This window comes from Providencia sp. Me31A (assembly GCF_050487165.1).
Taxonomy (GTDB): Bacteria; Pseudomonadota; Gammaproteobacteria; order Enterobacterales; family Enterobacteriaceae; genus Providencia.
The window spans coordinates 22,457-47,997 of sequence record NZ_JBKQGZ010000010.1; the positions used below are offsets into that span (position 1 = coordinate 22,457).

The 25,541-nt window shown below is 39.5% G+C and carries 25 protein-coding genes and 1 pseudogene; 15 read left to right on the forward strand and 11 right to left on the reverse strand.

Translation table 11 applies throughout. The features are described 5' to 3' along the window. Nucleotide 1: 1 nt before the first annotated feature. The 6 genes and pseudogenes from rfbA to ACLPIE_RS09650 all read right to left on the reverse strand — a co-directional run bounded on the left by rfbA (nt 2) and on the right by ACLPIE_RS09650 (nt 5,668). Nucleotides 2-865, reverse strand: a complete 864-nt coding sequence (rfbA, locus tag ACLPIE_RS09625) for a glucose-1-phosphate thymidylyltransferase RfbA (RefSeq protein ID WP_094962075.1) — start codon at nt 863-865, stop codon at nt 2-4. A gap of 2 nt (nt 866-867) precedes the next feature. Next, the gene (gene rfbB / locus ACLPIE_RS09630) at nt 868-1,926 is read right to left on the reverse strand and encodes a dTDP-glucose 4,6-dehydratase (protein ID WP_094962076.1); all 1,059 of its coding nucleotides are present in this window, start codon (nt 1,924-1,926) and stop codon (nt 868-870) included. A 359-nt stretch (nt 1,927-2,285) separates the two neighbouring features. Next, a pseudogene (gene tssK, locus ACLPIE_RS09635) lies at nt 2,286-2,489 on the reverse strand (type VI secretion system baseplate subunit TssK); the annotation flags it as partial. 1,111 nt (nt 2,490-3,600) lie between these two features. Then, nucleotides 3,601-4,026 (reverse strand): putative zinc ribbon protein, encoded by a 426-nt coding sequence (locus ACLPIE_RS09640; RefSeq protein WP_430261424.1) that lies wholly within the window; start codon nt 4,024-4,026, stop codon nt 3,601-3,603. Nucleotides 4,027-4,277: 251 nt separating this feature from the next. After that, complete coding sequence (locus ACLPIE_RS09645; protein ID WP_071547783.1) at nt 4,278-4,514, reverse strand: helix-turn-helix transcriptional regulator; 237 nt, start codon at nt 4,512-4,514, stop codon at nt 4,278-4,280. A gap of 113 nt (nt 4,515-4,627) precedes the next feature. Further along, nucleotides 4,628-5,668, reverse strand: a complete 1,041-nt coding sequence (locus ACLPIE_RS09650) for a YagK/YfjJ domain-containing protein (protein ID WP_430261425.1) — start codon at nt 5,666-5,668, stop codon at nt 4,628-4,630. Nucleotides 5,669-6,492: 824 nt separating this feature from the next. Here ACLPIE_RS09650 and ACLPIE_RS09655 point away from each other — a divergent pair. The 8 genes from ACLPIE_RS09655 to ACLPIE_RS09690 all read left to right on the forward strand — a co-directional run bounded on the left by ACLPIE_RS09655 (nt 6,493) and on the right by ACLPIE_RS09690 (nt 12,638). After that, the gene (locus ACLPIE_RS09655) at nt 6,493-7,470 is read left to right on the forward strand and encodes a hypothetical protein (protein WP_430261426.1); all 978 of its coding nucleotides are present in this window, start codon (nt 6,493-6,495) and stop codon (nt 7,468-7,470) included. A gap of 269 nt (nt 7,471-7,739) precedes the next feature. Continuing rightward, a complete protein-coding gene (locus tag ACLPIE_RS09660; RefSeq protein ID WP_071547780.1) occupies nt 7,740-8,468 on the forward strand; it encodes a DUF3944 domain-containing protein in 729 nt (242 codons plus the stop codon). Nucleotides 8,469-8,524: 56 nt separating this feature from the next. Next, nucleotides 8,525-9,202 (forward strand): helix-turn-helix transcriptional regulator, encoded by a 678-nt coding sequence (locus ACLPIE_RS09665; RefSeq protein WP_272685977.1) that lies wholly within the window; start codon nt 8,525-8,527, stop codon nt 9,200-9,202. Between the two features lie 9 nt (nt 9,203-9,211). After that, nucleotides 9,212-10,261 carry a hypothetical protein gene (locus tag ACLPIE_RS09670; protein WP_071547778.1) on the forward strand — a complete coding sequence of 350 codons (1,050 nt, stop codon included), beginning with the start codon at nt 9,212-9,214 and terminating at the stop codon, nt 10,259-10,261. Nucleotides 10,262-10,318: 57 nt separating this feature from the next. Then, the gene (locus ACLPIE_RS09675) at nt 10,319-10,537 is read left to right on the forward strand and encodes a hypothetical protein (protein ID WP_109912629.1); all 219 of its coding nucleotides are present in this window, start codon (nt 10,319-10,321) and stop codon (nt 10,535-10,537) included. A gap of 89 nt (nt 10,538-10,626) precedes the next feature. After that, on the forward strand, nt 10,627-11,043 hold the full coding sequence (locus ACLPIE_RS09680; protein ID WP_071547776.1) for an antirestriction protein: 417 nt from the start codon (nt 10,627-10,629) through the stop codon (nt 11,041-11,043). 240 nt (nt 11,044-11,283) lie between these two features. Beyond that, complete coding sequence (locus ACLPIE_RS09685) at nt 11,284-11,718, forward strand: antirestriction protein (RefSeq protein ID WP_272685975.1); 435 nt, start codon at nt 11,284-11,286, stop codon at nt 11,716-11,718. Nucleotides 11,719-11,813: 95 nt separating this feature from the next. Further along, a complete protein-coding gene (locus tag ACLPIE_RS09690) occupies nt 11,814-12,638 on the forward strand; it encodes a DUF932 domain-containing protein (RefSeq protein ID WP_430247798.1) in 825 nt (274 codons plus the stop codon). A 60-nt stretch (nt 12,639-12,698) separates the two neighbouring features. Here the strand turns inward: ACLPIE_RS09690 and ACLPIE_RS09695 are convergent, their stop codons facing one another. The 4 genes from ACLPIE_RS09695 to dcuC all read right to left on the reverse strand — a co-directional run bounded on the left by ACLPIE_RS09695 (nt 12,699) and on the right by dcuC (nt 17,485). Next, nucleotides 12,699-13,586: a PAAR domain-containing protein gene (locus ACLPIE_RS09695; protein ID WP_181468792.1), complete on the reverse strand. Its 888-nt coding sequence runs from the start codon at nt 13,584-13,586 to the stop codon at nt 12,699-12,701. 415 nt (nt 13,587-14,001) lie between these two features. After that, complete coding sequence (locus tag ACLPIE_RS09700) at nt 14,002-14,583, reverse strand: histidine phosphatase family protein (protein WP_430261427.1); 582 nt, start codon at nt 14,581-14,583, stop codon at nt 14,002-14,004. A gap of 236 nt (nt 14,584-14,819) precedes the next feature. Beyond that, complete coding sequence (locus ACLPIE_RS09705) at nt 14,820-16,094, reverse strand: amidohydrolase (RefSeq protein ID WP_430261428.1); 1,275 nt, start codon at nt 16,092-16,094, stop codon at nt 14,820-14,822. A gap of 26 nt (nt 16,095-16,120) precedes the next feature. Further along, nucleotides 16,121-17,485: a C4-dicarboxylate transporter DcuC gene (gene dcuC / locus ACLPIE_RS09710; RefSeq protein WP_430261429.1), complete on the reverse strand. Its 1,365-nt coding sequence runs from the start codon at nt 17,483-17,485 to the stop codon at nt 16,121-16,123. 222 nt (nt 17,486-17,707) lie between these two features. Here dcuC and ACLPIE_RS09715 point away from each other — a divergent pair, with 222 nt between their 5' ends. Beyond that, nucleotides 17,708-18,637, forward strand: coding sequence for a DMT family transporter (locus ACLPIE_RS09715; protein ID WP_430261430.1), 930 nt, complete (start codon nt 17,708-17,710; stop codon nt 18,635-18,637). 83 nt (nt 18,638-18,720) lie between these two features. Here the strand turns inward: ACLPIE_RS09715 and ACLPIE_RS09720 are convergent, their stop codons facing one another. Next, the gene (locus tag ACLPIE_RS09720) at nt 18,721-19,254 is read right to left on the reverse strand and encodes a MarR family winged helix-turn-helix transcriptional regulator (protein ID WP_430261431.1); all 534 of its coding nucleotides are present in this window, start codon (nt 19,252-19,254) and stop codon (nt 18,721-18,723) included. A gap of 655 nt (nt 19,255-19,909) precedes the next feature. Between ACLPIE_RS09720 and ACLPIE_RS09725 the strand changes: the two genes are divergently transcribed. The 6 genes from ACLPIE_RS09725 (at nt 19,910) to ACLPIE_RS09750 (ending at nt 25,539) form a co-directional block, all read left to right on the forward strand. Further along, the gene (locus tag ACLPIE_RS09725) at nt 19,910-20,227 is read left to right on the forward strand and encodes a helix-turn-helix domain-containing protein (RefSeq protein WP_430261432.1); all 318 of its coding nucleotides are present in this window, start codon (nt 19,910-19,912) and stop codon (nt 20,225-20,227) included. A gap of 185 nt (nt 20,228-20,412) precedes the next feature. Further along, nucleotides 20,413-20,955 carry a fimbrial protein gene (locus tag ACLPIE_RS09730; protein WP_430261433.1) on the forward strand — a complete coding sequence of 181 codons (543 nt, stop codon included), beginning with the start codon at nt 20,413-20,415 and terminating at the stop codon, nt 20,953-20,955. 83 nt (nt 20,956-21,038) lie between these two features. Beyond that, entirely contained in the window at nt 21,039-21,578 is a 540-nt protein-coding gene (locus tag ACLPIE_RS09735; protein WP_430261434.1) for a fimbrial protein, read from the forward strand. 63 nt (nt 21,579-21,641) lie between these two features. Continuing rightward, nucleotides 21,642-24,119, forward strand: coding sequence for a fimbria/pilus outer membrane usher protein (locus tag ACLPIE_RS09740; protein ID WP_430261435.1), 2,478 nt, complete (start codon nt 21,642-21,644; stop codon nt 24,117-24,119). A gap of 42 nt (nt 24,120-24,161) precedes the next feature. Further along, nucleotides 24,162-24,914 carry a fimbrial biogenesis chaperone gene (locus ACLPIE_RS09745; protein ID WP_430261436.1) on the forward strand — a complete coding sequence of 251 codons (753 nt, stop codon included), beginning with the start codon at nt 24,162-24,164 and terminating at the stop codon, nt 24,912-24,914. 10 nt (nt 24,915-24,924) lie between these two features. Then, on the forward strand, nt 24,925-25,539 hold the full coding sequence (locus ACLPIE_RS09750) for a fimbrial protein (protein WP_430261437.1): 615 nt from the start codon (nt 24,925-24,927) through the stop codon (nt 25,537-25,539). The last annotated feature ends 2 nt before the right edge of the window (nt 25,540-25,541 follow it).

Sequence of the window (25,541 nt, forward strand, 5' to 3'; positions counted from 1 at the left end):
ATTATTTCACGAGTGATAATAAATATTCACCATAGCTATTTTTAGCCATCAATTCAGCTCTTGCTATGAGATCTTGGTTAGATATCCAACTGTTGTTATATGCAATTTCTTCTAAGCAGGCAACTTTGTAGCCTTGCCTCTTTTCTATTGTTTCTACAAATTGTGCCGCTTCAAGTAGGCTTTCATAAGTTCCAGTATCTAACCAAGCAAAACCACGACCTAGCATTTCAACATTCAATGAGTTACGCTTTAAATACATTTCATTAAGGGTTGTAATTTCTAACTCACCTCGATTAGAAGGTTTAACTTGTTTAGCGAGCTCAACAACGTGATTATCATAAAAATATAATCCTGTTACTGCATAAGTTGATTTAGGATTTTTAGGTTTCTCCTCGATAGAGAGTACTTTTTTATTTTTATCAAATTCAATAACACCAAAACGTTCAGGATCTTTGACTTGATAGCCAAAAACAGTTGCGCCTTCGGGACGTGATGCAGCTTCTTTTAATTTTGGTGTAAATGCTTGCCCGTAAAATATATTATCCCCTAACACCAAACACACACTATCCGAACCAATAAACTCTTCGCCGATAATAAAAGCTTGCGCTAAACCTTCAGGTTTTGGTTGTATTGCATATTGTAATGAAATACCAAACTGAGAACCGTCACCTAATAAACGTTCGAAGCTGCTTTGATCTTCAGGTGTTGTAATAATAAGTATTTCACGGATCCCCGCTAACATAAGTACTGACAGCGGATAATAAATCATAGGTTTATCGTAAATAGGAAGTAACTGTTTAGATACTCCCATTGTGATTGGATATAACCTTGTACCAGAACCACCCGCTAAAATAATACCTTTCACTTTTAAGCCCCTAGTCTTTCTCTATTATATTTATTATTTTGAACTGATTCACACCATTCTGAGTTCTTTAAATACCATTCAACCGTTTTACGTAGACCCGTTTCAAATGTTTCGTCCGGTACCCAGTTCAGTTCATTTTTAATTTTTGTAGCATCAATGGCATAACGTAAGTCGTGACCTGGCCTATCAGTCACATAAGTAATCAGATCGCTATAATTCTCAATATTATTCGGTTTGTTTGGTACGAGCTCTTCAAGAATGCTGCAAATTGTTTTCACTACATCAATGTTGGCTTTTTCATTGTGACCGCCAATATTGTAAGTTTCACCAATCTTACCTTCAGTAACGACTTTATAGAGCGCTCGTGCGTGGTCTTCTACATATAACCAATCTCTGATCTGTTGTCCGTTACCGTAAACAGGCAGAGCTTTTCCTTCTAATGCATTTAAGATGATTAAAGGGATCAGTTTTTCAGGGTAGTGGAATGGACCATAGTTATTAGAGCAGTTTGTTACGATGGTTGGTAAACCATAGGTACGTTGCCACGCTCTGACTAAATGATCACTAGACGCTTTTGACGCAGAGTAAGGGCTACTAGGCGCATATGGTGTTGTTTCAGTGAAAAGATCTGTTGTTGATTCAAGGTCGCCATAGACTTCATCAGTGGATATATGGTGAAAGCGGAAGTCGGCTTTTTTATCTGTTGGGAGTTGATTCCAATATTGACGCGCGGCTTCTAATAATGTGTAAGTACCAATGATATTGGTTTGGATAAACTCACTAGGGCCATCAATAGAACGGTCAACATGTGATTCGGCTGCTAAGTGCATTATGGCATCGGGTTTATGTTGCTTAAATATATCCGTAATTAATTTTGCATCACAAATATCTGCTTGAATAAATGTATAGCGATTATTTTCACAAACAGAGTTAAGCGACTCTAAATTTCCTGCATAAGTTAGTTTGTCGACATTAATAATAGCGTCATTGGTATTATTAATAATATGACGAACAACCGCAGAACCAATAAAGCCTGCACCACCAGTAACTAATATTTTCATCTTGGAATAATAAGTCGTATTTTGATTGTGAAAAACAGAGTGCTAAAAGTAGTTATCTCATGATTTTGGCACGCTACCGCCCCGGGCTTACAGCTACCTGTTCACTGATAATTCTTAATTTACTCAACTAATTTTGGCTATTATACACAAATAAGCTCGAGTGAGATAGTTGTTAACTAAACTATCTATAAATAAGATATACTTACAGATAAATCTTACTGTGATCCCCCCACTTTAGTCCGCACCCTTTTGATATTTCATTATTTTCAGCAAACAGCTGATATAGGTTGGCCTCTTAGATCTCCAAAAAGTTGATATCACTTTAATTAGTGGTTATTGAAATAGCATAGTTAATTTGACAACCACGCCCGTAATTGATGAACTTGCAAGCGACCTGACGATAAAAGTGATTCATCCAGTTCAACTTTTTCCACTCCCCAGGTAAAAGGAGAAGATAAACCGGAAACACCTTGATTTGTAAATACCTCCCACTAAGCTTGTTGTTGAAATTGTTGCGGAGAGAACAATGCGCCGTCATTCCATAATGGGCGGTAAATTTTCATTCAATGATCCTTTCATTTAAGCAAAAGCAATTGGCATTCTGACCCTTTTTTCCTAAAAAACACAGAAGTAAGGTGCTGTATTCAAATTTAGAAAGTAAAGCATTATTGATATTTTGATATGCTACCGCCCTTAGCCGTAAACCAAGGCTCATAAGGTAAAACGGTAAATTATTCGAAAGCAAATCCGTCCTCAGAGACCATTAAAAAGACAACGAAAAACTCGCTTTCACATCAAACAACAATAAGCAACCTATCTCAAATAAATAGTTTTAATTATAGGTAAAGTGAGACAGTCCAACAATATTTTTTATCTATTTGTTTTAAGTAAATATGAATACTCACATATAGAGTTATGCCCCCTGTCAATAACAGATAAAAGGTGGGTATTACGCAACTCAGGAGCATCTCAGTGGATTCATCCCCCTCGACAACAGCATGACTTAAGCCTCAGAGGACTGTTGTACATATAGCAGTCACATCAGTTGCCTGATTGATTGCCATCCGCAAGGTAATTACAAAAGTGTCTGGAAATATAGGGTCAAATACAGTCTGAAGTGAACGCATAGCGTTATCAGATATGAGATTTATCATGAGAAAGAACATCAGCATATCTTAGATAGCAGTACATTAATGATATTATTCATGTTGCTCTCCAAATTGCTTTACTATGCTTATCGGCTGAACAATACATATTCATTCATGATAGTTGTTAATCCCCAATTTTCGGCTTTCCTATCAATCTCACATTCCACGAGTTGCTCTTTGGATTTCAACTTAAGTGTATGATTCCAATCGCCTAACGGTGACCCCAACAGCAAATTAGACCAACATAACCAGACCAATTTCGGTGGTATTTCCGGATCATTAAAATGCTGAAATAAACTGATTAACTTGTTAGCAAAGGAGTGCTGTTTAAGACGCGCACATTCACTGAGCAGTATCCCTTCCAGCATAGGGTGGTAGCGTAACAGCCGTTCCTCGATATGAAAATTCAGCCTTAACTCCTCTTCTTCGGTGAGCTTATCAGGGTAGGCTTAATTTTGGTGGCAGTACCGTGGTCACATTTAGCGAAAGCGTGATTGATTAACCTAACACCATGAGCATTAAAAGGTCATAATGGAAACGATTTTTCTGTTTTAGGCTGATGTTCCTCTGTTACATTCTGGGCAGGAATACACCAAATCCCCTCATGGCACTTCGGGCAACATTTTTGATTGTTTGTAAAATACTCACGACACTGCACGCAAAACCAATTCGTGACCTTTAAAATAGGGGACACTGATCGAACCTGTGTGCTCAGTCGTGCCTTGTCTTCTAAGCTCTTGATCTTACTGATGACCCGCGGACAGTGCTCTGCGGTCTGAGGATCAAAATGGGTAAACCATGACTCCGTTGGCGTCTTGTGCAGTGTGACGGGCTCACCGCAGTGAGCACAGTAATAGTTTTCTCGTGAATAACTCGATTCTTGGGTGGCTCCCGCGAAACGATTGTTCTGCGTTAAGGCTAGCGACATTTTGACTTCATGTAATTTAAGCATGGTTGTGCTCCTTCTGTAAAATTTAAACTAAACGTTCTGAGTACCCAACATTCAGGATCCACACTCGGCAACCCACCTTGAAACTTAGAAGACCACTGAGCATAGGCTGCATGCGTATCGAGTCAGGTTCGTATGTTTAGGGCGTAGCTTTGCCTAGAGCGCATTCAATCGCACCAGGTGTGGTTGAAATTGAGTTAGTAAGTTATGGGCGGTATGGCTATGGAAAATACACGGCGACTAGCTCTAGCGCCTTAGGATTCAAGAGTTGTGTTGGCTCCTCTCGATTCATCAATGCGTGCTTGTAACCACTGTACGACTTCACTTTTTAACCAGCGCGACATGCGACCAAACTTGATGGGTTTGGGGAACTCACCCTCTTGGATTAATTTGTAGAACCACTTATCCGTTAACCCCGTTAGTGCGGTGATAAATTTCATGTCGATAAATTGGTCATCAAGTAATGCAATATTTTCAGTTTGCGTGCTCATGGTAAAACTCCTGTTTTTAATGTGGATAAAAAGCAGGAGCGATATCGAAAAATGGGATGTGGATATCACTCCACATCATTAACCGGATGTGTAAAAAATAATTTGGTTGCTAACTACTGGCGTTTTCTCGGTTTGATTTCGCCTCGCCAAAAGGTGCGTTTAAGTTCAGGCACAGCCAAACGGACCCATGCATCGGCTTTGCATAAATACCTTACCGCATTGAGTAACCCTTTCTTACTCTCCGCATCAGTACGTTTTAGTAAACCAATCCCCAGTTCACGATACTTTTCTTTTTGGTAATTGCAGTTAAAGTACAAACCCGCCCACTCTGTAATACGTTCTTGCCAGAGTTCACCAATGAGTTTACCCAGCGTGATGTCCTGCCTCACTTTTTGACCGTTAAAGAAAAACAAAGCGTGGTAGTGGAAGCCTTTTTCCATACCGAATTCCAATTTAAAGATATACCCGACACAGTGTGAAAAGAGTGGGTCGCTATTAATGGCTTTGTACAGGGCTTGGCGATGCTGACGAAGGTGATGAGCTTTAACTCTATGGCAAATACCACTTTTGTAAGACAGGTCTACACGCACAACTAGCAGTTTGGAGTAACGTTGATACAACGAGTCAATGTATTGCTGAGCTCGTCGGTAGTTCTTCTGAGCGCCTTGCTCGAAGATTCGGACTTGCTTTTTGTAGTCAGGGCTCTTTAACGTGCTTTGGAACTCATGAAAGGCCTCGTTAAGCCACTGAACGTGTTCAGGGGTATCAGCCAGCCAGTATTTATCTTTGTCTATCAGTATCTCACTCAGACGGTATTTGTTAACAAGAGAGACCAAGAGCACAAGAGTGGGATGCAAGCGCTGTATTCGAGATTTTTCCATTGATTGAATGTAATTGATGAACTTGAGCGTTTCTAAAAAGAGCTCACCTTTGGGGGATGCCGAGGTGAGTTTTAAGCGTGGGTTTTCAGGCGACAAAGGAATGCCTTTATATAAATCTAATTTATGAGTTAGACGTTTTGAAAGGTGTTTAATATTTCCCATGAGGAGAGATACTAACTCACGCAGTGAGTGGTCTCGAGTGAGCGTTAAACGGTCATGTTCAAACGTAGTAGAGAGAACAACTTGATTTAAGTGTAGTGCTCGATTTGTCATTTTATTTGCCTGTGATCGAATAAAGGTTCGTATCATCAGGCAAGAGAGTTATTTTTAATTTTTAATGGGTATCAGTCCTAATCGCTAATGAAAAGTAAGGGCCGATAATGATAACGAGTCAGTCGCTTAACAAGATTAGTATTTTACGGTGCTCCTTAATCAGTATTTTCAGATAATGAGGAAGCCGTATGTAAAGGTGATTACTGTCAGTAGAACTCTAATTACCCGTTGTTGATATGATTTGTGTTATTTATTAAATACGAGCATCTATTTACCGCTTAATGTAAAAATAGGGTTCAGTAATCACTATTTGAATACGTTATTATTCCAGCGGAGTAATTGGTTTAAAGACTGTACAATAAGAGTAAGCGGTGTATACTTAGTAGACAATTAATCGTAAGCATTGTGTTTGCTACTATAATGAAAAACGTAGTGTATAATTATAAGGTGATAAATTGAGTATTATCATAGTTAATATAGTTATAATATAATAATAAACAATCCTAGTTTTGATATGGTTACTTTTAGGTCAATTAAATACAAAAGCATACCCTATACATAAAATAACACTACAATGGCTTAGTCAGTAGAATTGAAAAGTTAGTCCTTTTTTCAAGCGAAAATTCACGTTACTTCTCGCGATAACAGGCTCCTTTTTATCCATTCAATGATAAATCACCGCCTTTTTTCACTACATCCCTACAACAAATAACCTTCCCTTTTTCATCTTTTTTGTACTGATATGCCTACAACGTCACATAAAAAAAATAAAAATAGATTCATAATAAACGCACATACACTACGACGTAGAAGGTGGATTTTAGATGGTCATTCAATCATACATCAACAACTTAATAAAAAATAAAAATGGAATAAAGGCACTTTTCTTTATTAGAGTTTTTCTCGGAAATAGATATCTTGAGCATCTGAATACACCCGGTTTAGATGTAAATAACTTCACAATAATTAAAGATACGTTAAATTATCTTCTCGAAAGAAGAGATTATCGAGATGAGGAATATCTTTTCTCAGCAATGGATGTAACGGAGAGGAATGTATTACCGGAGTCTGATTTCTCTTGGTTTTTTAATGACGAAAATGCATGCGCTTTTATTTGGGGAGTGTTATTTAATAGTGGTGATAATTCGGGATTTTATCGTCGATATGCTTTCGATATTGATAGAGCGGCATCAGGATTTTATTTATCCAAATATAATGATGATCTCCCAAGAAATTGGTTTGAATTACTTCGCATTGAACCTGTTCAATTATCACATATAGATAGATTCAAAGCGATTACCTATTTTTTTAATTGCGCGGTTTTTCAGCGCAATACAAAAAAAATGCTGATGGACGAAATTAAGGCGCAATGGAATGAGGAGTCTCAAAATGTCAAAGAGATGACTTGGTTAAGCGATGGAGGAAGAGATGCGGCTATTTGGACATGGGAATACTTAAAAAAATATAATGATAAAGAAAGAGCTGAGCGTAGTTACGGGGGGATTAATACTCTTGAATTATTTAATCCAAGTGGTGAAGGGGAATTACCCTTAGTTATTTATGCCGTACTGCGCTCTTGGCATTTTAGACACCATAGTGAGAGAAAAATGTTGTTATTGGATATGAAAAAAGCGTGGAGACAACGTGCATATCGTAAAGGACGAAACAATATAAAAATATTAAATTGTGAGTTGGATATTGATGTAAAAAATCACTTGGATGAGTTGGCCCAAGCCTACAATAAGTCCATTGTTGATATGGTTACGGAGCTGATTGAGAAAGAATATCACGGTCGCAAATGATGAGCATAATAGACTAGTTATTTAGAATTTCCTCATGGTTGGTTTATCCCAGTCTTTTAAGTTGGTGTTAACTCAAGAAAATTTCAAATATACAGTACTGTTATGACATATGAAAATAGCATACATATCAAAATGATATAACTCTTTTGTGACACGTCCTGTCATTTCCCTTCATTTTTCCCCCGAAAAAAAGTCAAATAGCCGGACATAACCTGTCCGGTGAGGTTGTTATCGTGGTGTTCTCTTTTTCAAGCTAGGGAATCACACTGATGGCAACTTACCGATTAGATACCGATTTAGCGTTTTTACGTGAATGCAGTAACGAAGAACTGGGCTTACTTGTATCCGTCCTAACTCACGACAGCAAAGACGGGCAAAAACGCTGGACTGAAACCTTGACCAGCTCACCTGAATATCAACTCTACCACCCTGAACACCAACAATATTGGATGTCGATTGCGGCTGAGCTGCAAGCCTTTGGGGCTAACAGCTTGATGAGTCTCGTTCGAGGTAATAAAGGCGTGTTGTACCGTGAAATTTTACAAGATGTCTGTGACCACCTTGATGTCAATTATCCAAAGGAGGGTAATACCGAAACCTTGGAATTAAATTTATTATTGAAAGTATTAGAAAAAAGCTTAAATGAGCTGACCACAGAAGAGCTACAAACCTTCTCTCGTGATATGCAACTTAACCTCACCAACCCCACGCCACAATTGATTTTGATTGCGGTTCAAGCGGCTATCCGTACCTCAGGCATTGCTGCTCTGGAAGTGGCAACACTCTCAGCCATTGGTGTGATTAATGCGCTCGGCGGGGTTGCCACCATTGGTACACTCTTTGCCGCACACCGAGCACTTTCCTTGATTGCTGGGCCGATTGGTCTTGCCGTGAGCTCGGCATGGCTTGTCGCTGACTTAGCGGGACCCGCTTATCGCGTCACCGTCCCCGCCTGCATCATTGTGGCGTACTTACGACAAAAAGCCTTATCGCAATAAGGCCCACCACTCCCATTTTATCCGCTTGCCGGAGCTATTTTAATAAGGACAACATCATGTCGACATCTGTGTCTCGCCATGACCGGCTTGCGTCTCGGTTGGCGTTTATTATCAGTCAATTATTTCGAGGAGAAACCGTTTATTTATCCGAGCTGTCAGAAGAGCTCAATGTCTCGACTCGTACCCTACGGCGTGACTTTAATGAGCGCCTTCAATATCTGGACTTGGAATATCACCAAGGTGGCTATCGATTGGCAGCATCACAGCGTCCCTTTCGTACCGATAAGGACATATTGCGCTTTGCCGCCATTACGCATGTCACCTCACTGTTTCCGGCTTTAGACAGGAAGCTGCTGACGGTTCTGCTCGACCCGACGATTGATTCACCGTTCATTGTCTACCATACACCACCTAAGCAGCGGCCTTCGCTGTTTGGGGGATTTTATGTCCTCACACAAGCTATTGTGAAACGGCGTTTACTGCAATTTGCCCACCAAGGAAAAAACATCACGAACGTTGCCCCGTATAAGTTGATTTATTACCACGGTCATTGGTATCTCGCCGCCGATATCGCGGAGCACATTCATGTCTTTGATGTGATGGCACTGCAAGATGTGGTCATGACGGCGCGGGGCTTTCGTTATCGTGAAGACCTCAACCAACGGTTATGTGAAGAGGCGTTTATTCAAGCCTTGCCCCATTACCAATATATTCAATCACTCGTTAAATTATAAGGTATTAAGATGAAAACTATTTTTTATACCGTCTGCATCAGCAGCGCACTCTTGCTGGGATGTGATGATGCAACCTCAACGACTGCTAAGACTGTTTCCCAAGACATTTTGCGTGTTCAAGGATTGATTTATGATTACGACCGCAGTGTCACACTCGGTGGGGTACTCAACCATCGTAAAGATTGTGTTTCGCCAACATGGGAAACCTTAACGGATGAACAAGAAAGGCCCTTGGTGGTCTATAAGTGTCAGTTAGCTAAAGGGGCATTACAAAACGCCATTAACCACGATTTAAATAACTGGTATCAAACGGCAATAGACGGTATGACTAAATTCATACCGCGCTTTGCCAATGCGGAAACACCGAAAACAGATTCAACCCTTGAGGAGCAGAGACTTACACAGGTTTTACAGCTCATCACAACACTGTCCCAACATGACTGGTCATTGCTCAAAGGCAATGTTGACCAGCCCTATGCAATGACGACACCGATTGCATTTAATGCCGGTTATACTCCGTCAGAGGAAGCCGAGCGCCAGCTTAAAGCGTGGAATACGTTAACGGAGACATTGAATGACCACGCCCCTGATGTTGGCCTGTATTTATTACCGTGGTTAAACCAAACGGAAAATGTCGAGGCAATGCTCCGGAAAAAGGTCTCTGAGCTTCAGCAACACAATGCCAATGCGTTAACACAATTTAGACACCAGCAAAATGAAGCCATTCAAATCACGGAGCAATACATCACAGACCTAAAACGTGCACAACAAAATGCACACGACTGGTCAATCACCCAAGTTTTTATTTGGAGCCTCGTTAACCCTGAAAAGCCTGTTCTAACGCATGTTCTGTATAACCTAGAGGATAAACAAGGGCAGGAGGATTTTACCCCTATGATGGAAAAAACATTGAGCCGTTTAGCAAGAACAGATGCCGTCGCATGGGCGTATCAAGGTAAACTTGAAACCCCTCAAATTATCAACGGAATAGCAAAAGCGTTATTTTACTACCAAACACAATCCTTTCAAAAACCGGATATCGCCCGATATCAATACTGAGTTTTCACACACTATTCGGCGTTCATATTCAATGAACGCCTGACTAAAAGGTAATCTATGTCCATTTTTAAACTTATCGCCACCTCTGTGAGTGTTGTGACACTGGTGTCTATCACCTACTACGCCCAGAAGACGGTCAATGAACAACTTGCGCTTGAAGGCAAGTATTCCGACACGGAAATTCAAGCGGCTCGACTTGGGGCGACGCTTGCTTGCACAACCTTATTGGGGGGAGCCATTGAACGACTACTCAACGGGCTATTTAGTGACCACTAAAACTCAACTATTTCAATGTAGATTCAACATAACGGCAGACCAATCGGTCTGCCTTTTTTATTTCGTAACATCCACAAAAGGGCTTTTTTATGACACTTAAACCCATCATCTCAACACCCGCTTCCAACCGCCAGCGCACGCATTTTTGGCAAACTCATTTTGGCAACGTTAAAGGCTTTTCAACCTTTGAAGTGGTGATTTTTACTACCATGGGCCAGTTTTGTGAGGACTACCACGGCGGGTATTGGGAATATTGCACTTTATCTAATGGCGGCGCTTTTATTTATCCCGATTTGAATCAAGAGGAGCTTACGCTATTCAATCAGCATAACGGCAATGAGGCGAACGTTAGCTGTGAAGCGGCAGGCATTGCTGTGTGTTTGATGATGTACAGTTTATGGTCATTTCAAACGGAAAGTGACATCCTCGTCGATCGCTTTTATCAATTGCGTGATTATGCGGCGCAACACCCAGAACGTTCCGCCATTTTCCATCTAATCGATTAACCACGTCCTTATTTACGCCTTCGTATTATCTGATTCATTATAAAAGCATCATCAGACTAACCCATTAATTAACTTACATTTATTTTTATATCTATATTATTTTAGTGAATCAATCATCAGAATGCGTCACTAAAAATGATACTCAATATACCTATCATTTCGAGAAAGCTCTGCACCGCAAGGTGTAGGGCTTTTTTGTTTATTACTGTCTATCAATATCGACTAAATTGGAGTTCTACTATGTTTACCTTACAAGAGCAAGAATCAACGGTTATCAAAACCAACCTCGTCAATTCCCGTGGTCGTAGTACCTTCTGGCGTTTTTACTTTGGTACTGTGCCAGACTGGCAACGTATTGAAGGCGATATCTTTAATCTGATGGATAAGATGTGTGAGGTCTATCAAGGTGCTTTCTGGGAGTTCAGTATGCTGTCTAATGGCGGCGCATTTATCTGGCCTGATATGCTCGAAACCTCCCTGCAAATGTTTAACCCGCATAACGGAAATGAAGCTGAGTTAAGCCCTGAAGCAGCCGGTATCGCAGTTTGTCTAATGGTGTATAGCATCTGGTCGTTTAAAACCGAGAGTTCTGTGCTGGTAGAGTATTTTTACCAACTTCGTGACTATGCAATGCAACATCCCGAGCAAGCACAAATCTTTCGCCTTATAGACTGATTTATCAGTCACGGTTTTATCTTTCTCCCACCAGCAATCTTCATTTAATCCATTTATCGAATTATTTATCAGTTTAATTATTGAGGAGAACCCCTATGTCTCGTTTAGCTTCCCGTTTTGGCAATGCTTGCTCTATTCGTCGTGACCGCCCGCTAACTACCGAAGAGTTATTTCGCACAGTACCCAGTGTTTTTGGTGAAAACAAACACGGATCCCGCAGTGAACGATATGCCTATATCCCTACGATTACGTTATTAGAAAGTTTACAGAAAGAAGGTTTTCAGCCGTTCTTTGCCTGTCAAACTCGTGTACGAGATGACAGCCGTCGTGATCATACTAAGCATCTGTTACGCCTCAGACGTCATGACCAAATTACGGGCAGCCTAGTGCCTGAAATCATCTTACTCAATAGCCATGATGGCTCATCGAGTTATCAGATGTTACCGGGGATGTTCCGATTCGTTTGTCAGAATGGCCTCGTTTGCGGTGACACGTTTGGTGAGGTCAGAGTACCGCACAAGGGCGATGTGGTAAATAAAGTCATTGAAGGGGCTTATGAAGTATTAGGCACCTTCGATGCCATCGCAGATAAACGCGAAGAAATGCAAAGCTTGATATTACCGCCACCAGCCCAACACATCTTTGCTCAATCTGCTCTCACATATCGTTATGGTGAAGCGCATCAACCTGTGACCGAAGCGCAAGTATTACAGCCACGCCGTGTAGAAGATAAGAAGGACGATCTTTGGACGGTGTACCAACGTTTGCAAGAAAATTTAATTAAAGGGGGATTATCAGGCAGAAATGCGAAAGGTAAACGCGCTCGCACGCGTTCAGTGAACGGTATTGATGGGGATATTAAATTGAATAAGGCGCTGTGGGTGATGACTGAAAAGATGTATGAGTATATTAACAAATGAAGCTCCATTGAGTGCTTAGGGTGGGTATAATGTGGGTAGAGACTAAGGCTCTACCCTATATTAACGCCGTCCTAAAGACTCTAATGCCCATATCATTTTTAAATAAAATAATAAAATGATCACAGCTGAAACGAGTATACTCCAATTGAATAATGTATCTCTTAGTGGGCCATCGATATCGTCTCGTCCTTCTACTAAACCTTCTATACCCTCGTAAATACCATTAGCGCCATGTGCAATTAAAGGAGCTCCGATAATACAGCCAAGCCCTGTTCCACATAATGCACCACCAGCCCACACCATGCCTGCACCACCAAAAATTGAAAGACCATTAGTTAACCAGTTTAGTGATTGTTCCAGTAAGCTTTTCTCTTCCTGCTTTAACTCGGCAGAACCTTGTTCATAACTTTTTTGGCCAGATTCAACTTGATCAACAATAAGATAAGCAAAAGCTTCTACTTGACTTTGGAATGCATTCTTTATGTCTGGATAATAGAGGTGTTTTTCACAAAGCTCATCAGCACAATCAATTAGGTGTTGCGCATCAATTTTAATTTTGTTGCTGTTATTGGCAATAATAGGAGGAGCATAATGATTACTTGGTTGGCTAATTGTTTGCTGAATAGGAGCCTGGGTAGCTACAGGGTTATATGCGCGAGACATCGGTTCATCTTCTTTGCTGTAGCAATCAGTGATCGAGTTTATCAGTCTTGCTTTGCATGGACAGGAGCTAAAGCTATCTAGTGTTCCCGCCATCATTCTGCCATTACCCCATACATTGCTAACGCCACCAAGTATGTTGTATGTCCCAGAATGCTTTCCACAGGTAACTAGATCGCCCTGACGTGCAGCCGATCTTCCATGAAATATAAAAGTATTATCACCCGTCAGAATCTGACTACCGCAAGTTGTTTTATCACCAACACGTAAAAAATAGCCTATAGCCATGTCTGTCCTTAAACGTAATTGCACTTAAGTTAAATGTTATTGTTGAGCAGTGTTAAGGCATTGACAAGTTATTTTTAACAATTACTAAGGATTACAATAGATAAGAGATAGGGTGTTAGTATTTTAATAATGTCCAACAAGAAGGATAAAATGGTATTATGGCAGAAGCTTATATAAGAGAGGGAGTGATGCTAATTAATTTAGTTTTCAAACCCCAAACTACTGAGTATACATTTAAGTATACAAAAAATTATCTGTAAATTTATACTGAATAAAAACAATGCATTATCTGTAAAGCACGAGTCCGGCCTTCGCACCATCTTGGCGTGTGTTAAGTCTCAAATTATTCATAAAATACAAGATATCTAATAAAATCAGTAATAATCTTATCCCGTAATATGAAACTCAGCTAACGCTAGTTAGGGCATATCTCAGATACACTATTTAAACCCTGTTGCGTGTGCTCAAAGGTGATCATTTTTGAACCATTATCGCGGTTAATTCGCAGTACGTAGATACTATCAAAATCGGAGCCTTGCCATTTTGGGATCTCGTCAGGGTTCCCGCCTTCGCTTTTCATTATACCTTTAGCAGCTTTGACTAAGTTGTCATGCTCCCATGCGATAAAAATCACTGAGTTTTCGTATTGTTTACTCAATAGTGCCTTTTGTAGCCCTTTAGTTTCTTTGGCGTGGTAATTCAGATGGATCGGTAGTGATACTTTTATCGCGGTTGGGGTAATCGTTTGAACTGCTCTTAATGAGCTCCCTAGCTTATTTTGTTTAGGTGCTGAGGCAAATAAAGCATCAGGTTGGCCAAACTGAGAAATAAGGACATCGGGCAGTGCTAACGCACGATTTAGCCCCTTGCAGGTTAATTGTCCGCTAATATTATTCGGTTTCTCACCATGTCGTACAAAGACAATTGTTTGTGTTGAATACGCCATAGAGCTAAATCCCAGAAACAGTACGCTTAAAAATGCCAAGGCATTACGCATAGGTTGATACCTTTGTTCAGACTAATAGTGTTATTTTTTATTATAGAGTTTAATTTCGTATAAGTTGCAATTTTTTACCCATTTGGACTTTACCTTGTCTTAATGTTTCTTAGACTAGGGGACATTTTCGAGTGTCCGCATTCCCTTTAATAATGTCCTTTTCATCATATTTCCTTAAAACCTTATAATATTATTAGTTATAAGGTTTTATCATTGGTTTATATTGATTTGCTTTTTTATACAGATAAGCGTTGCAGTAATCCTGTAAAGATTGAAAAACCAGTGAACAGCTGCTCTTCATCAATATCAAATTTGGCTTGATGGTGGCCAGCTTTAATATCTGAGCCAATCACAAAGTAAGCCGCTTTTCCACCATGAGCTTGTACGCGTTTAATTAACAGTGTGGCATCATCACTGCCATTAAAATTCATAGTGCGTTGTACTTTTTTTACGGCAGGGATGGTTTGAGCTATCTCGGTAATATAGTCGGTCATTTCATCGTCAGCAATGAAATCAACGGCTTCTCCCATGACCTCGGTTTCGAGTTCAACATCAAAGCTCAGAGCAACACCGCGTGCGCGTCTTAAGGCTTCTTCGGTCATATAATTATTAATCTTTTCATTTTCACCCCGCACTTCAATTTGCATTTGTGCGTATGAAGGGATCACATTACGGCCTTCACCTGCATTTAATACTCCGACATTGGCTCGAGTCATTCCTTCACCGTGAGTGGGCAGGCTTAAGATCTGAATAGTGGCATTACAGGCAGCAAGTAAGGCATTTTTTCCTGCATGAGGTTCCATACCCGCGTGAGCGGCTTTACCTTTAAAACGTAGATCCATTTTTAAGGTAGAAAGGTAGCGTTCAGGTGCCGCAACGATGACTCCACTTGGAATATCGCAGCCAAGGTGACCGCAGGCAAAGTAATCAACATCATCTAAAATGCCACTTTCGGCGATAGGCTTTGCTCCTCGAACGCCTTCCTCTGCGGGCTGGAAAATGAGTTTGATAACGCCCTTAAGGGGGCAGTCTTTATTCTCAATTAGCCATTTTGCCACACCAAGACCGATAGCCATGTGACCATCATGGCCGCAAGCATGCATATAACCTTGATTAGTTGAGTTAAAACCTTCTTGATTTGGGATGTGTTCTGTCGTATCGGTTTCTTGTACATTGACGCAATCAATATCAAAACGAAATGCGACAGTCGGTCCAGGTCGTCCCGTGTCAAAGATTGCTGCACACCCAGTATAATCACCGATCCTTTCAAGTAGTATATCATTGACTCCGCGTTCTTTGGCCGCGCGCTTGGCTTTTTCAACAATAGATGGATTGCGTCCACGGATGAAATCAGGATTGATAATCTGCTCTCCCGTCAATATATGGTGCCCCATTTCTTCAAGTACTTTAATTAAGGTTGCAGTGGTATAAAACTCTCCCCAGCCCGTTTCTGGGTAACGGTGAAATTCACGTCGCCACGCGACTAATGAGGCATTATCTATTGTTGTCATTTTGATTTTCCTTTTAATTACCCATTTTATGCATACAGAAAATATGCATAAATTAACGTTGCTATCGTGCCTACCGCTAAAGGTACTGAGGTTCTTTTTACTACTTCAATAGGGCTCACTTTGATAACCGATGCGACAATAATGACGACAGCAGAAACTGGAGAAATTGCTCGAACTAAGTTAGAAGTAAATTGCATTGGTAGGGCAACCATAATTGGGTCAACATGGGCTTGATTAGCAATCGATGGGATCAATTCAATGAAAGAATAGAATACAGCGTTACCACTACCGCTAATGAAGGTGATTAATGCTGTTAAGCCAGAGAAGATAAACATTAATCCAGCGCCTGCGTTATTTACGTCCTTCACAACACCTGAAATCATATCGATGATGCCAATAGCATTCAGTCCTGCAACTAGTGTACCCGCAGCGACAATCAGAACAACGACTTGAGAAAACCCTTCTCCCATACCTTTAAAAAATAATCCTGCTTGAACCATTTGTTCTTTCGGATGGCCTTTACGAATAAGTTCAGTGACAAATGCAAGAATAAAAGAGAACAGTGTAATTTCAACCAGCCCAACTTTGATTTCTCTAAAACATAGGCCTAATACAATGATTAGGATAAGAGGAACAAGGGGAAAGAGGGCATAATAAGCAGGAGGAAGCTCCTTACTACCTTCGAGTTGACTTTCATCAACTTCGGTAAATGCAGCAGAACCTTGGCGTTTATCCATATATTTTTGCCAGAAATAATGCACAAAACCCATTAATAATAAAACAGGAAGCGAGATAACGGCATGGTGTAAGGTGACATAGTCGACAACATGCTCAAAGCCTAATAACCTCGCCGCGACAACGTTATCCCCTCCTAATGGTGTTGGCATAATTGTCGCAGTAGTTGCAATAATACCCGCAGCTGTCATGGATGACATTTTGGCGGCTCTTAATATTGGGTATAAGGTCGCCATTAAAATAACGGCTAATGATGCTGCGCTGGGGATCACTAATGAGAGTAAGTTACCTAGCCAAAAAACGATTGGGACTAGGATATAAGGAGAACGAATTTTTGAAATAGGCTTTGCGACTAAATGCACGGCGGCATCGTTTGCTCCGATGCGTGACATATAAGAAGAAAAACCAAACAGAACCATGATTATGATCCCTGCACCGCCAAACTGTTTGATAAAACCGAGTTGTATTTGTTTTAGTGGATCAAGCCAAATATTCCCTGTACTTTGTTTTATATCTAAAATAGGCATCCCTAATACTGCTGCGCTGAGCATCAGCACTATACCTGCGGTAAATAATACAATTTTTGCTTCATAGTTCTTCGCTATTGCATAACCCGCTAGTACCAACACTATTACACTAATAATTATAACAGTCATGGTTGCCTCTCATTATTATTACTTCACTATAAGTATCTTCACGAAAAGATATAAAGAGTATTAATTAATGTTTTTTTATATCAATTTAAAAATGCACAAATATTGATTTTAATCATCAACTAATAGCATTATTAGATAATCATTATCTAGCTCCCTTGTATCTTCAATGAAAGTATCTTAGCTTGAAGGTATATTTTTATTGAAATAGTGCTAGAAAACTCAATGATGATGAAAAAAATATCTTTAGTTGGTATCACCTTAGCTTTATGTGCTGCTTTCTTATGGGGTACGGCTGGTACTGCTCAAAGTTTTGTGCAGGGGGCAACGGCTCCATATTGGATTGGAGCATTCAGATTGCTTGTTGCCTGTTTCTTTTTTCATGTGCTGTTTTTTTATCGTAGAGTCAGTCAGCAATTACCAAACATCAATAAACAACAAGTCAGCGAATTATCGACGGTGGCGACGACATATTGGCTACACATAGTGGTTGCCGGTATTTGTATGGGGCTTTATAACTTAACGTTTTTTGCAGGTATCAAAACGACAGGGATTGCGATTGGTACGGCAACCACTATCGGTAGTGCTCCTATATGGGCAGGTTTAATGCAGGCAGTTATTTTAAAAAAACCACCTTCACTACATTGGTGGCTCGGAACTTTTTGTGCAACGGCGGGGGGGACATGGATGGTTCTATCTCAAAGTAGTCGTTGGCAAATCAATACAAAGGGTTTGCTTATTTGCTTGAGTGCGGGGTTTTGTTATGCACTTTATACATTAATGAGCAAAAAACTGGTTAGTATTGCTTCTCCTCTAATAATTACCAAGCATACGTTTAGTGTTGCTATATTTATTGCAGTACCAATTGCGTGGATATTAGCGGGCACTCCTACTGTTAGTTGGGTGAGTGTCGCGGTGATCCTTTACCTTGGTTTATTAACTACAGGTGTGGCTTATCTTTTATACACTCAAGCTTTGAAACATATTAGTGCACCTACAGGTGTGGCACTTGGCTTGATTGAGCCTATTGTGGCCTTTTTCCTTGCGATTGTGGTCGCCCATGAAAACGTCAATATGCTAGCGCTAGTAGGGCTATGTTTGATTTTGGCTGGGTTGTGGTTAGTTTTAAAGTCAGAAGGCCAGCAAAAAGCCTAACTAACGTCATTAATTCGAAATAAAGATAGCTCAGTATTGAGTTACACCCTAAAGTTTACTCCAACTTTAGGGTATTTTTTTATTTAGGAATCAATTTTTTCGTTAAGCTCGGATTTTTGCGATTGAATGAGCTTTTTCAGCAGCATTGCGAGTTGATCTTTATTTTCTGCATCTAACCCTTGGATTAATGATTTTTCAATCGCTACGTGCGTTTCCACTGCTTCAAGTGTCAATTTTCGTCCTTCAGGTGTTATTTTTACAATTACCCCACGCCTATCGGTGGGATCAGGTATCCTGACAATAAATTTTTTTTCTTCTAATCGATTAATTCGATTAGATAAACCACCGGAGGAAATCAGAATTTTCTTTTGCAATTCCTTTGGCGAAAGCTGACGGTCAGGGTTTCTAGCGAGTGCTGCTAGTACTTCAAATTCACCGACATTCAGGTTATAACGAGCCAAATTAGTATCAATAAATTGTGAGATATAGTGACTCATGCGTACAATGCGGGCGATAATCGGTAAACCACTTAAATCTAATGAAGGTACGGTTTCCAGCCACTCTTGTATTAGCGTATCAACAAAGTCTTTATCTGACATTTTTTTGATTTCTTTCATGACTAAAATCCAATATTAAGCATATTTTTATGTTAAGTTTGAATCAACCTAACTCTTTATATTTTGAGAAAGTTTATCATAAAAAGGTGGTTTTTACACATATCTCCCTATCAAATATAGAGTTAATAAGGAGGGAAGGGGAAACTTAATTTTCCCATTTGATTTTTAGTTTACATTTCATGATTATGATAATCATAAATTTCGCGTCTAAAACAAAGTATAATTTATGATGAATTTATTGAAATTTGATTTATCACGACATTAGGATAAATCCTAAAAATTTATGAGTTAGTAAATCAAACATAAAAAACGAGTAATAATTGCCGATTTCTCTACTGTATTTGGGCTAAATAATAATCATCAACACTCTCAATTAGTGGTTTTTGTGTGTTGATATTATCAATTGTGTCAATTTGTAAATGACTGTGCCTTTTATTTTTGGGATATAAAATATTAACGTTATGTTGTTTAAGGAATATTTTTTTATTACTTATTTTTTCTGTAACAAATTCATTACATTAATAGGAACTGAAATTTTTTTTATAAAAATCCATTCGCACTATCGATTATACAAAATAAATCACCAGATATATAATTAATCAATATTTAACAGGTGTCTATAACTCATTATTTAATATAATAAAGGTTAAATAGCATGACTTTTTTTTCTAATGGAATAAATAAAGAAATAGGACAGTATTTGAGAAGAATAAGAAAAGAACAAAACCTAACAGGAGAAGATCTTGCGAAAAAATTAAATATTAGTCAACAGCAAGTATCTCGATATGAAACAGGGAAAACAAAGTTAACATTTGAAATGATGGATAAAATGTTAATTATTTTTAATAAATCGTGGAGAGATTTTTTTAATCATGTAATTGATAAGTATGATAATCAAAGATTGCAGTGCATGATAAGAAATGAATCAATCTATTATTCTATTTTAGAAGGAGATACTAAAAAAATGTGGTGATAGTTTTATTTAAAGAGGAACAGAATAGTTAAAACTCTAGATTACAATAAGAATATATAAATAGTGTCGATGATAACTTTATTAAAAATAATCATTAACATAACAACTAAATAATGATTATTTTTATCATAAAGTTGTTATGAACAACTGTTATTACTAAATATATCAATCAGGATTAAATAACCATGAAATTGAATAAATTTATAGTAGGAGCTTTATTTGCATCTGGTCTTGCTTCATTTGCAACAATGGCCGCTTATACTGGTGACCCAACTAACGGTAGAATTGTATTTGAAGGTGAGTTAGTTAACGCTGCTTGTGGTTTAAGTGAAGAATCAAGCCCTGTTAAAGTTAATTTTTATCAGATCCCTGTATCTCATCTGCAAAATGGCGAGCGTGCAGGTACCGTTAGTAAAGAAATCGTTCTGCAAGGTTGTGATACTACCGTTGCTCAAACTGCAACAGTGACTTATACACCTTCAACAGTTAACCCACGCGATAGATCTTTAGCCGCATTCACATCAGGGACTGCTAGTGGTGCAGGTATTGGCTTAAAAGACAACGGTAATCAAGACGTTGTATGGGGGAGAGCTTCTACTGCTGTTAACTTAACTAATGGTAGATCTGCGATCCCATTCATTGCTTACTTAAAATCTGATAATGCATCGAATGCAGTGACTCCAGGTAGCTTTAACTCAACAATTAATTTCGAAATTAATTATCAATAACTTTTGTTGATTCTATAAGAATATGCGGAGTATTTAATACTCCGCAATAACTAATTTATAAATATAATTAAACGGTATTCACCATGATAACGCGAGTGATAAAAATAGTGTTTGGCTCTAGTTTGTTATGGCCCTTATTTAGTTGGGGAGAAGCTGTTAATAACACACCAGGTGATATTTTAATGCAGGGCGAATTAATTGAAGCGTCATGTACAATCGATCCTGAAAGTCGAGAACTCTGGCTTTATTTTGGCAATGTTAGTGCTAGAGAAATTACACCTGAAGAAAATTTACTCGTTAGTAAAAGTTTTAATATAGAACTAATTGGTTGTTCTCTCCCATCGGAAGATAAAGGTAGTGCCTCTCGAGCACAAATAACAATAATGGGCAACACTATTTTTGGCGACCATTTATTACAAGTAAACGGAGATTCAGCAGGGTTCGGAATTCAATTAAAAGATTCTCATGGTGAAATACTGAGACTTAATACAAAGATGCCTGATTATACCTTATTAGAAGGTCACAATAGATTAGACTTTACAGCTACATTAATTGCCTATCAAAAATATATTAAAGCAGGTAATTTTTCAGGGGTAGTTAGATTTAGAATGGATTATTTTTAAATAATAAATAAAAGAAAATAAATTTAAATATCTAAAGTGGCGAGTGAATACAGAGTAAATAAAATGATTGTTTTTAATGGTAAAATTAATAATATAAAACGGCTGTTCGCAATCTATATTGCAGTACTTTGCTATTCATCAAATATGTCTGCTAACGATATCGTTGAATTTAATACTGACGTCTTGGATGTTGGTGACCGCAGTAATATTGATTTAACTCGATTTTCTAAAGATAACTTTGTATTTCCTGGAACATATTTATTGGATGTCTATATTAATGGACAGTCTTTGCAGCAGCAAAAAGTGACTTATCTCGTTGATCCCCAAGATAATGAGAAAACACTCGCTTGCCTCACGCCTGAACAGGTTGACATGCTTGCGCTTAAAGAAGATGCGCTAAATCATATCCAAGTTATTTCGCCCACATGCTCAAGTATTATATCAATACCGGGCGTCAAAATTAATAACTATGAAGGCAAATTAGATATCACCATGCCACAAGCATGGATGAAGTATTCTGACCCCAGTTGGGTTCCACCAGAGCGTTGGGATACAGGGGTTTCGGGATTACTTTTTGATTATAACCTCATAGGTTCCGTTTCCCGTTCATTAATCAAACACACCAATAAACACTCGTTATCTGCTTATGGGCAGGCGGGGTTTAACTTAGGTGCATGGCGATTTAGGGGCGACTATCAGGCTCGGTATGATGAGCAGAATGATAGGCGATTTGACTGGAACCAATTCTATGCATACCGCCCTTTAATTCACATGGCGGCAAAGTTAACTCTTGGCGAGATTTATTTAAGCTCTCAAGTTTTTGATACTATTCGCTATACTGGTATAAGTCTATCCAGTGATGAACGCATGTTACCGCCAAATGTGCGGGGTTATGCACCACAAATTAACGGTATTGCAAAGAGCAACTCAAAAATCACGGTAACTCAAGCAGGTCGTGTTGTTTATGAAACAACGGTTCCCGCTGGGCCATTTAGTATCCAAGATCTACAAAGCTCTATTCGCGGAACACTAGACGTTAAAGTCGAAGGTGATGATGGAGATATTTCCACTTTCCAAGTCGATACAGCCAATATCCCGTATTTAACTCGTCCGGGGTATGTTCGCTATCACGTTGCGATGGGGAAACCTTCCCGCTTCAATCATAAAGTTGAAGGGCCAATGTTTACGACGGGGGATTTTTCTTGGGGGTTGAGTAATAACTGGTCATTGATTGGTGGTCTACTATTTGCGGGTCCAGACTATATGGCCGCCTCTGCTGGTGTGGGGCGTGATCTATCCATACTGGGCGCATTATCTGTCGATATTACTCAGTCAATGAGCCGTCTTCCTGGAGAAAATTCGCAAACAGGCTCTTCTTTTCGCCTGAGCTATTCAAAATCATTTGATGAACTGAACAGTACCATCACCTTTGCGGGATATCGTTTTTCTCAGGATAAATTCCGCACTTTGTCACAGTACTTAGATGAGCGTGAAAATAGGTACTTAGGTTTTGGCCGTCAAAAAGAAATGTACACCATTACGGGAAATAAAACCTTTTGGGCTGATGATCCAAACTGGCGGACAACATTGTTCTTAACTTATACACACCAAACGTTTTGGGATCAAACGTCTCAAGACCGATACGGATTATCTCTTGGTCGAACATTCCGAGTGATGGGGATTGACGGTGTTTCAGCAAACCTCGCCGCATACCGAGCTGAGTATCGGGGGCAACGGGATGATAGCCTGTCGTTCTCTGTTTCTGTGCCTGTTGGGGATAGCCGCTGGGCTGGCTACGATTTACAAAATAGCGGTAGTAAAACCAGCCATATGTTGTCTTACAGTGACAATACCGATTTCAATAATTTATGGCGAGTACGAGCAGGAAGAAGTCCTGATGATCGTGTTCAGTTTGATGGCTATTACCAAAAACGCACTCAATTGGCTGAAGTGAATACCAATCTCAGCTACCAAGAGAGGATAAATACTTCGTTAAGCGGCACATTGCGGGGAGGATTTACTGCAACAGCTTATGGTGCTGCGCTACATAATAGTAGTGCAACTTTAGATACTGCGAGGGTAATGGTTGATACCAATGGAGTTGGTGGCGTGCCATTTAACCAAGAGAAAACCCGAACTAACTGGGCTGGGATCTCCGTTGTACCGGATATCGTTAGTTATTACCGATTCGATACACGTATTGATGTGGATAAGTTAAGCGGTGATGTTGATACCAATAAAGCGATTGCGACTTCAACCTTAACAGAAGGAGCAATTGGCTATCAAAAATTTGATGTTGCACAAGGTGAGAAACTTTTTGCCACTATTAGTTATAACAACTCAGTTCCACCATTTGGTGCGGATGTGACTAATGCTGATGGCGTTAACGTTGCAATGGTAATGGAAAATGGATTGGCATATTTAATGGCAGTAAATCCTAGCGAGACATTAACGGTATCTTGGGGGGGATCAGCACAATGCAAGATCCAACTGCCTGAACAAATTAATTCTGGTATGTCAGCTCTGCTGCCTTGCCAATAAACAACATGACGATCAGAAAAAGCATTATATAAGGTAGAAAAAATGGCGATTCATATCAATAAATGGGTGGGTGGTTTACTGGTTATAATGGCTGGCATTAGCCAATCTTATGCAGGGATTGCACTGGATAGGACAAGGATGATTATTACAGGAGCAGAGGCTTCTGCAAGTGCTAATTTATCCAATACGAGTATGAGTATTCCTTTCTTAGCACAATCATGGGTTGAAGATGAAAATGGTAAAAAAATCACATCACCATTGGTTGTGTTGCCACCATTGCAACGCATTAATGGTGGGCAAAAGGGAGTCGCTCGGGTCTCGAAAACGGCAGAAATCGACAAACTTCCCCAAGATAGGGAAAGCTTATTTTATTTAAATGTTCGTGAGGTTCCGCCCAAGCCTGATCAGGCTAATGTTTTGCAGTTAGCGATGCAATCACGGATTAAATTATTTTATCGTCCAACCGCCATTATTCCTAAGTCGAAAAGTGCGGTATGGCAAGATCAAATTATTTTTCAAAAACAAGGTAATAACTGGCGAGTTGAAAATCCAACACCTTATTTTGTCACCATTATTAGCTTGAATAATAAGCTAATTGCAGACGGTGGAAAAAAACTGACCGATTTCCCTGGCGTGATGGTTGCACCTAAGTCTCATTTAGACATTAAGGTCAATGGAGCGAGTGATAGTTTCACCATGATGTATGTGAACGATTACGGTGGGCACCCAGAACTGAAATACAGTTGTACTGGCAATACATGCAAGGCATTACCACCAGAGCAACAGCCTCATTAGGAGTGTTAGCATGAAAATTAGCTGCTTAGGGATTGTATTGCTTGCACTGGGGAGTTTCTCTGCAATAGCAGAAATTGCGGATGAAAAAACGTCAAGGCAGACGTTACTTGATGTCCATAGCACCGTGCATTTTACCGGTAGTGTATATGCATCTCCTTGTATTATTGAGCTTAATACACAAGAACAATACGTGGATTTAGGTGAAATAAACTCGAGAAATTTTCATCGTATAGGAGATAGAAGTTCGCCTGTGACTTTCGATGTACGTTTGAAAGATTGTCAGCGCGGAGCATCAAGATCATTTAGTAATTCAGCTGGAGAAGCGACTCAAGATGGCAACAGATATTACCTTACAGGGGAAAGCGCAGTTTCATTAAGTATTGATGGTGATGCTGATTTTTTCAATCCAGATCTGATCCGGATTAGCGGAGATGCTAAAGGGGCTGGGCTACGTATTTTTAGTCCGGAACATGAAAACCTAATGCTTAATCAGTCTAAAGGTTCATGGGTAATTAAACCTGGTGATAATGACATCACACTGAATGCGGCATTAGAAGCGACAAAACAATCGGTTTCTGCGGGAAGTTTCAGTGGTTTGGTTCGGTTAAAACTGGAGTACTTATAACA

Coding starts and splice junctions, on each gene's coding strand:
- rfbB (WP_094962076.1), bottom strand. CDS start 1,926: ATGAAAATATTAGTTACTGGTGGTGCAGGCTTTATTGGTTCTGCGGTT.
- ACLPIE_RS09640 (WP_430261424.1), bottom strand. CDS start 4,026: ATGCTTAAATTACATGAAGTCAAAATGTCGCTAGCCTTAACGCAGAAC.
- ACLPIE_RS09645 (WP_071547783.1), bottom strand. CDS start 4,514: ATGAGCACGCAAACTGAAAATATTGCATTACTTGATGACCAATTTATC.
- ACLPIE_RS09650 (WP_430261425.1), bottom strand. CDS start 5,668: ATGACAAATCGAGCACTACACTTAAATCAAGTTGTTCTCTCTACTACG.
- ACLPIE_RS09655 (WP_430261426.1), top strand. CDS start 6,493: ATGGTCATTCAATCATACATCAACAACTTAATAAAAAATAAAAATGGA.
- ACLPIE_RS09660 (WP_071547780.1), top strand. CDS start 7,740: ATGGCAACTTACCGATTAGATACCGATTTAGCGTTTTTACGTGAATGC.
- ACLPIE_RS09665 (WP_272685977.1), top strand. CDS start 8,525: ATGTCGACATCTGTGTCTCGCCATGACCGGCTTGCGTCTCGGTTGGCG.
- ACLPIE_RS09670 (WP_071547778.1), top strand. CDS start 9,212: ATGAAAACTATTTTTTATACCGTCTGCATCAGCAGCGCACTCTTGCTG.
- ACLPIE_RS09675 (WP_109912629.1), top strand. CDS start 10,319: ATGTCCATTTTTAAACTTATCGCCACCTCTGTGAGTGTTGTGACACTG.
- ACLPIE_RS09680 (WP_071547776.1), top strand. CDS start 10,627: ATGACACTTAAACCCATCATCTCAACACCCGCTTCCAACCGCCAGCGC.
- ACLPIE_RS09685 (WP_272685975.1), top strand. CDS start 11,284: ATGTTTACCTTACAAGAGCAAGAATCAACGGTTATCAAAACCAACCTC.
- ACLPIE_RS09690 (WP_430247798.1), top strand. CDS start 11,814: ATGTCTCGTTTAGCTTCCCGTTTTGGCAATGCTTGCTCTATTCGTCGT.
- ACLPIE_RS09695 (WP_181468792.1), bottom strand. CDS start 13,586: ATGGCTATAGGCTATTTTTTACGTGTTGGTGATAAAACAACTTGCGGT.
- ACLPIE_RS09700 (WP_430261427.1), bottom strand. CDS start 14,583: ATGCGTAATGCCTTGGCATTTTTAAGCGTACTGTTTCTGGGATTTAGC.
- ACLPIE_RS09705 (WP_430261428.1), bottom strand. CDS start 16,094: ATGACAACAATAGATAATGCCTCATTAGTCGCGTGGCGACGTGAATTT.
- dcuC (WP_430261429.1), bottom strand. CDS start 17,485: ATGACTGTTATAATTATTAGTGTAATAGTGTTGGTACTAGCGGGTTAT.
- ACLPIE_RS09715 (WP_430261430.1), top strand. CDS start 17,708: ATGATGATGAAAAAAATATCTTTAGTTGGTATCACCTTAGCTTTATGT.
- ACLPIE_RS09720 (WP_430261431.1), bottom strand. CDS start 19,254: ATGAAAGAAATCAAAAAAATGTCAGATAAAGACTTTGTTGATACGCTA.
- ACLPIE_RS09725 (WP_430261432.1), top strand. CDS start 19,910: ATGACTTTTTTTTCTAATGGAATAAATAAAGAAATAGGACAGTATTTG.
- ACLPIE_RS09730 (WP_430261433.1), top strand. CDS start 20,413: ATGAAATTGAATAAATTTATAGTAGGAGCTTTATTTGCATCTGGTCTT.
- ACLPIE_RS09735 (WP_430261434.1), top strand. CDS start 21,039: ATGATAACGCGAGTGATAAAAATAGTGTTTGGCTCTAGTTTGTTATGG.
- ACLPIE_RS09740 (WP_430261435.1), top strand. CDS start 21,642: ATGATTGTTTTTAATGGTAAAATTAATAATATAAAACGGCTGTTCGCA.
- ACLPIE_RS09745 (WP_430261436.1), top strand. CDS start 24,162: ATGGCGATTCATATCAATAAATGGGTGGGTGGTTTACTGGTTATAATG.
- ACLPIE_RS09750 (WP_430261437.1), top strand. CDS start 24,925: ATGAAAATTAGCTGCTTAGGGATTGTATTGCTTGCACTGGGGAGTTTC.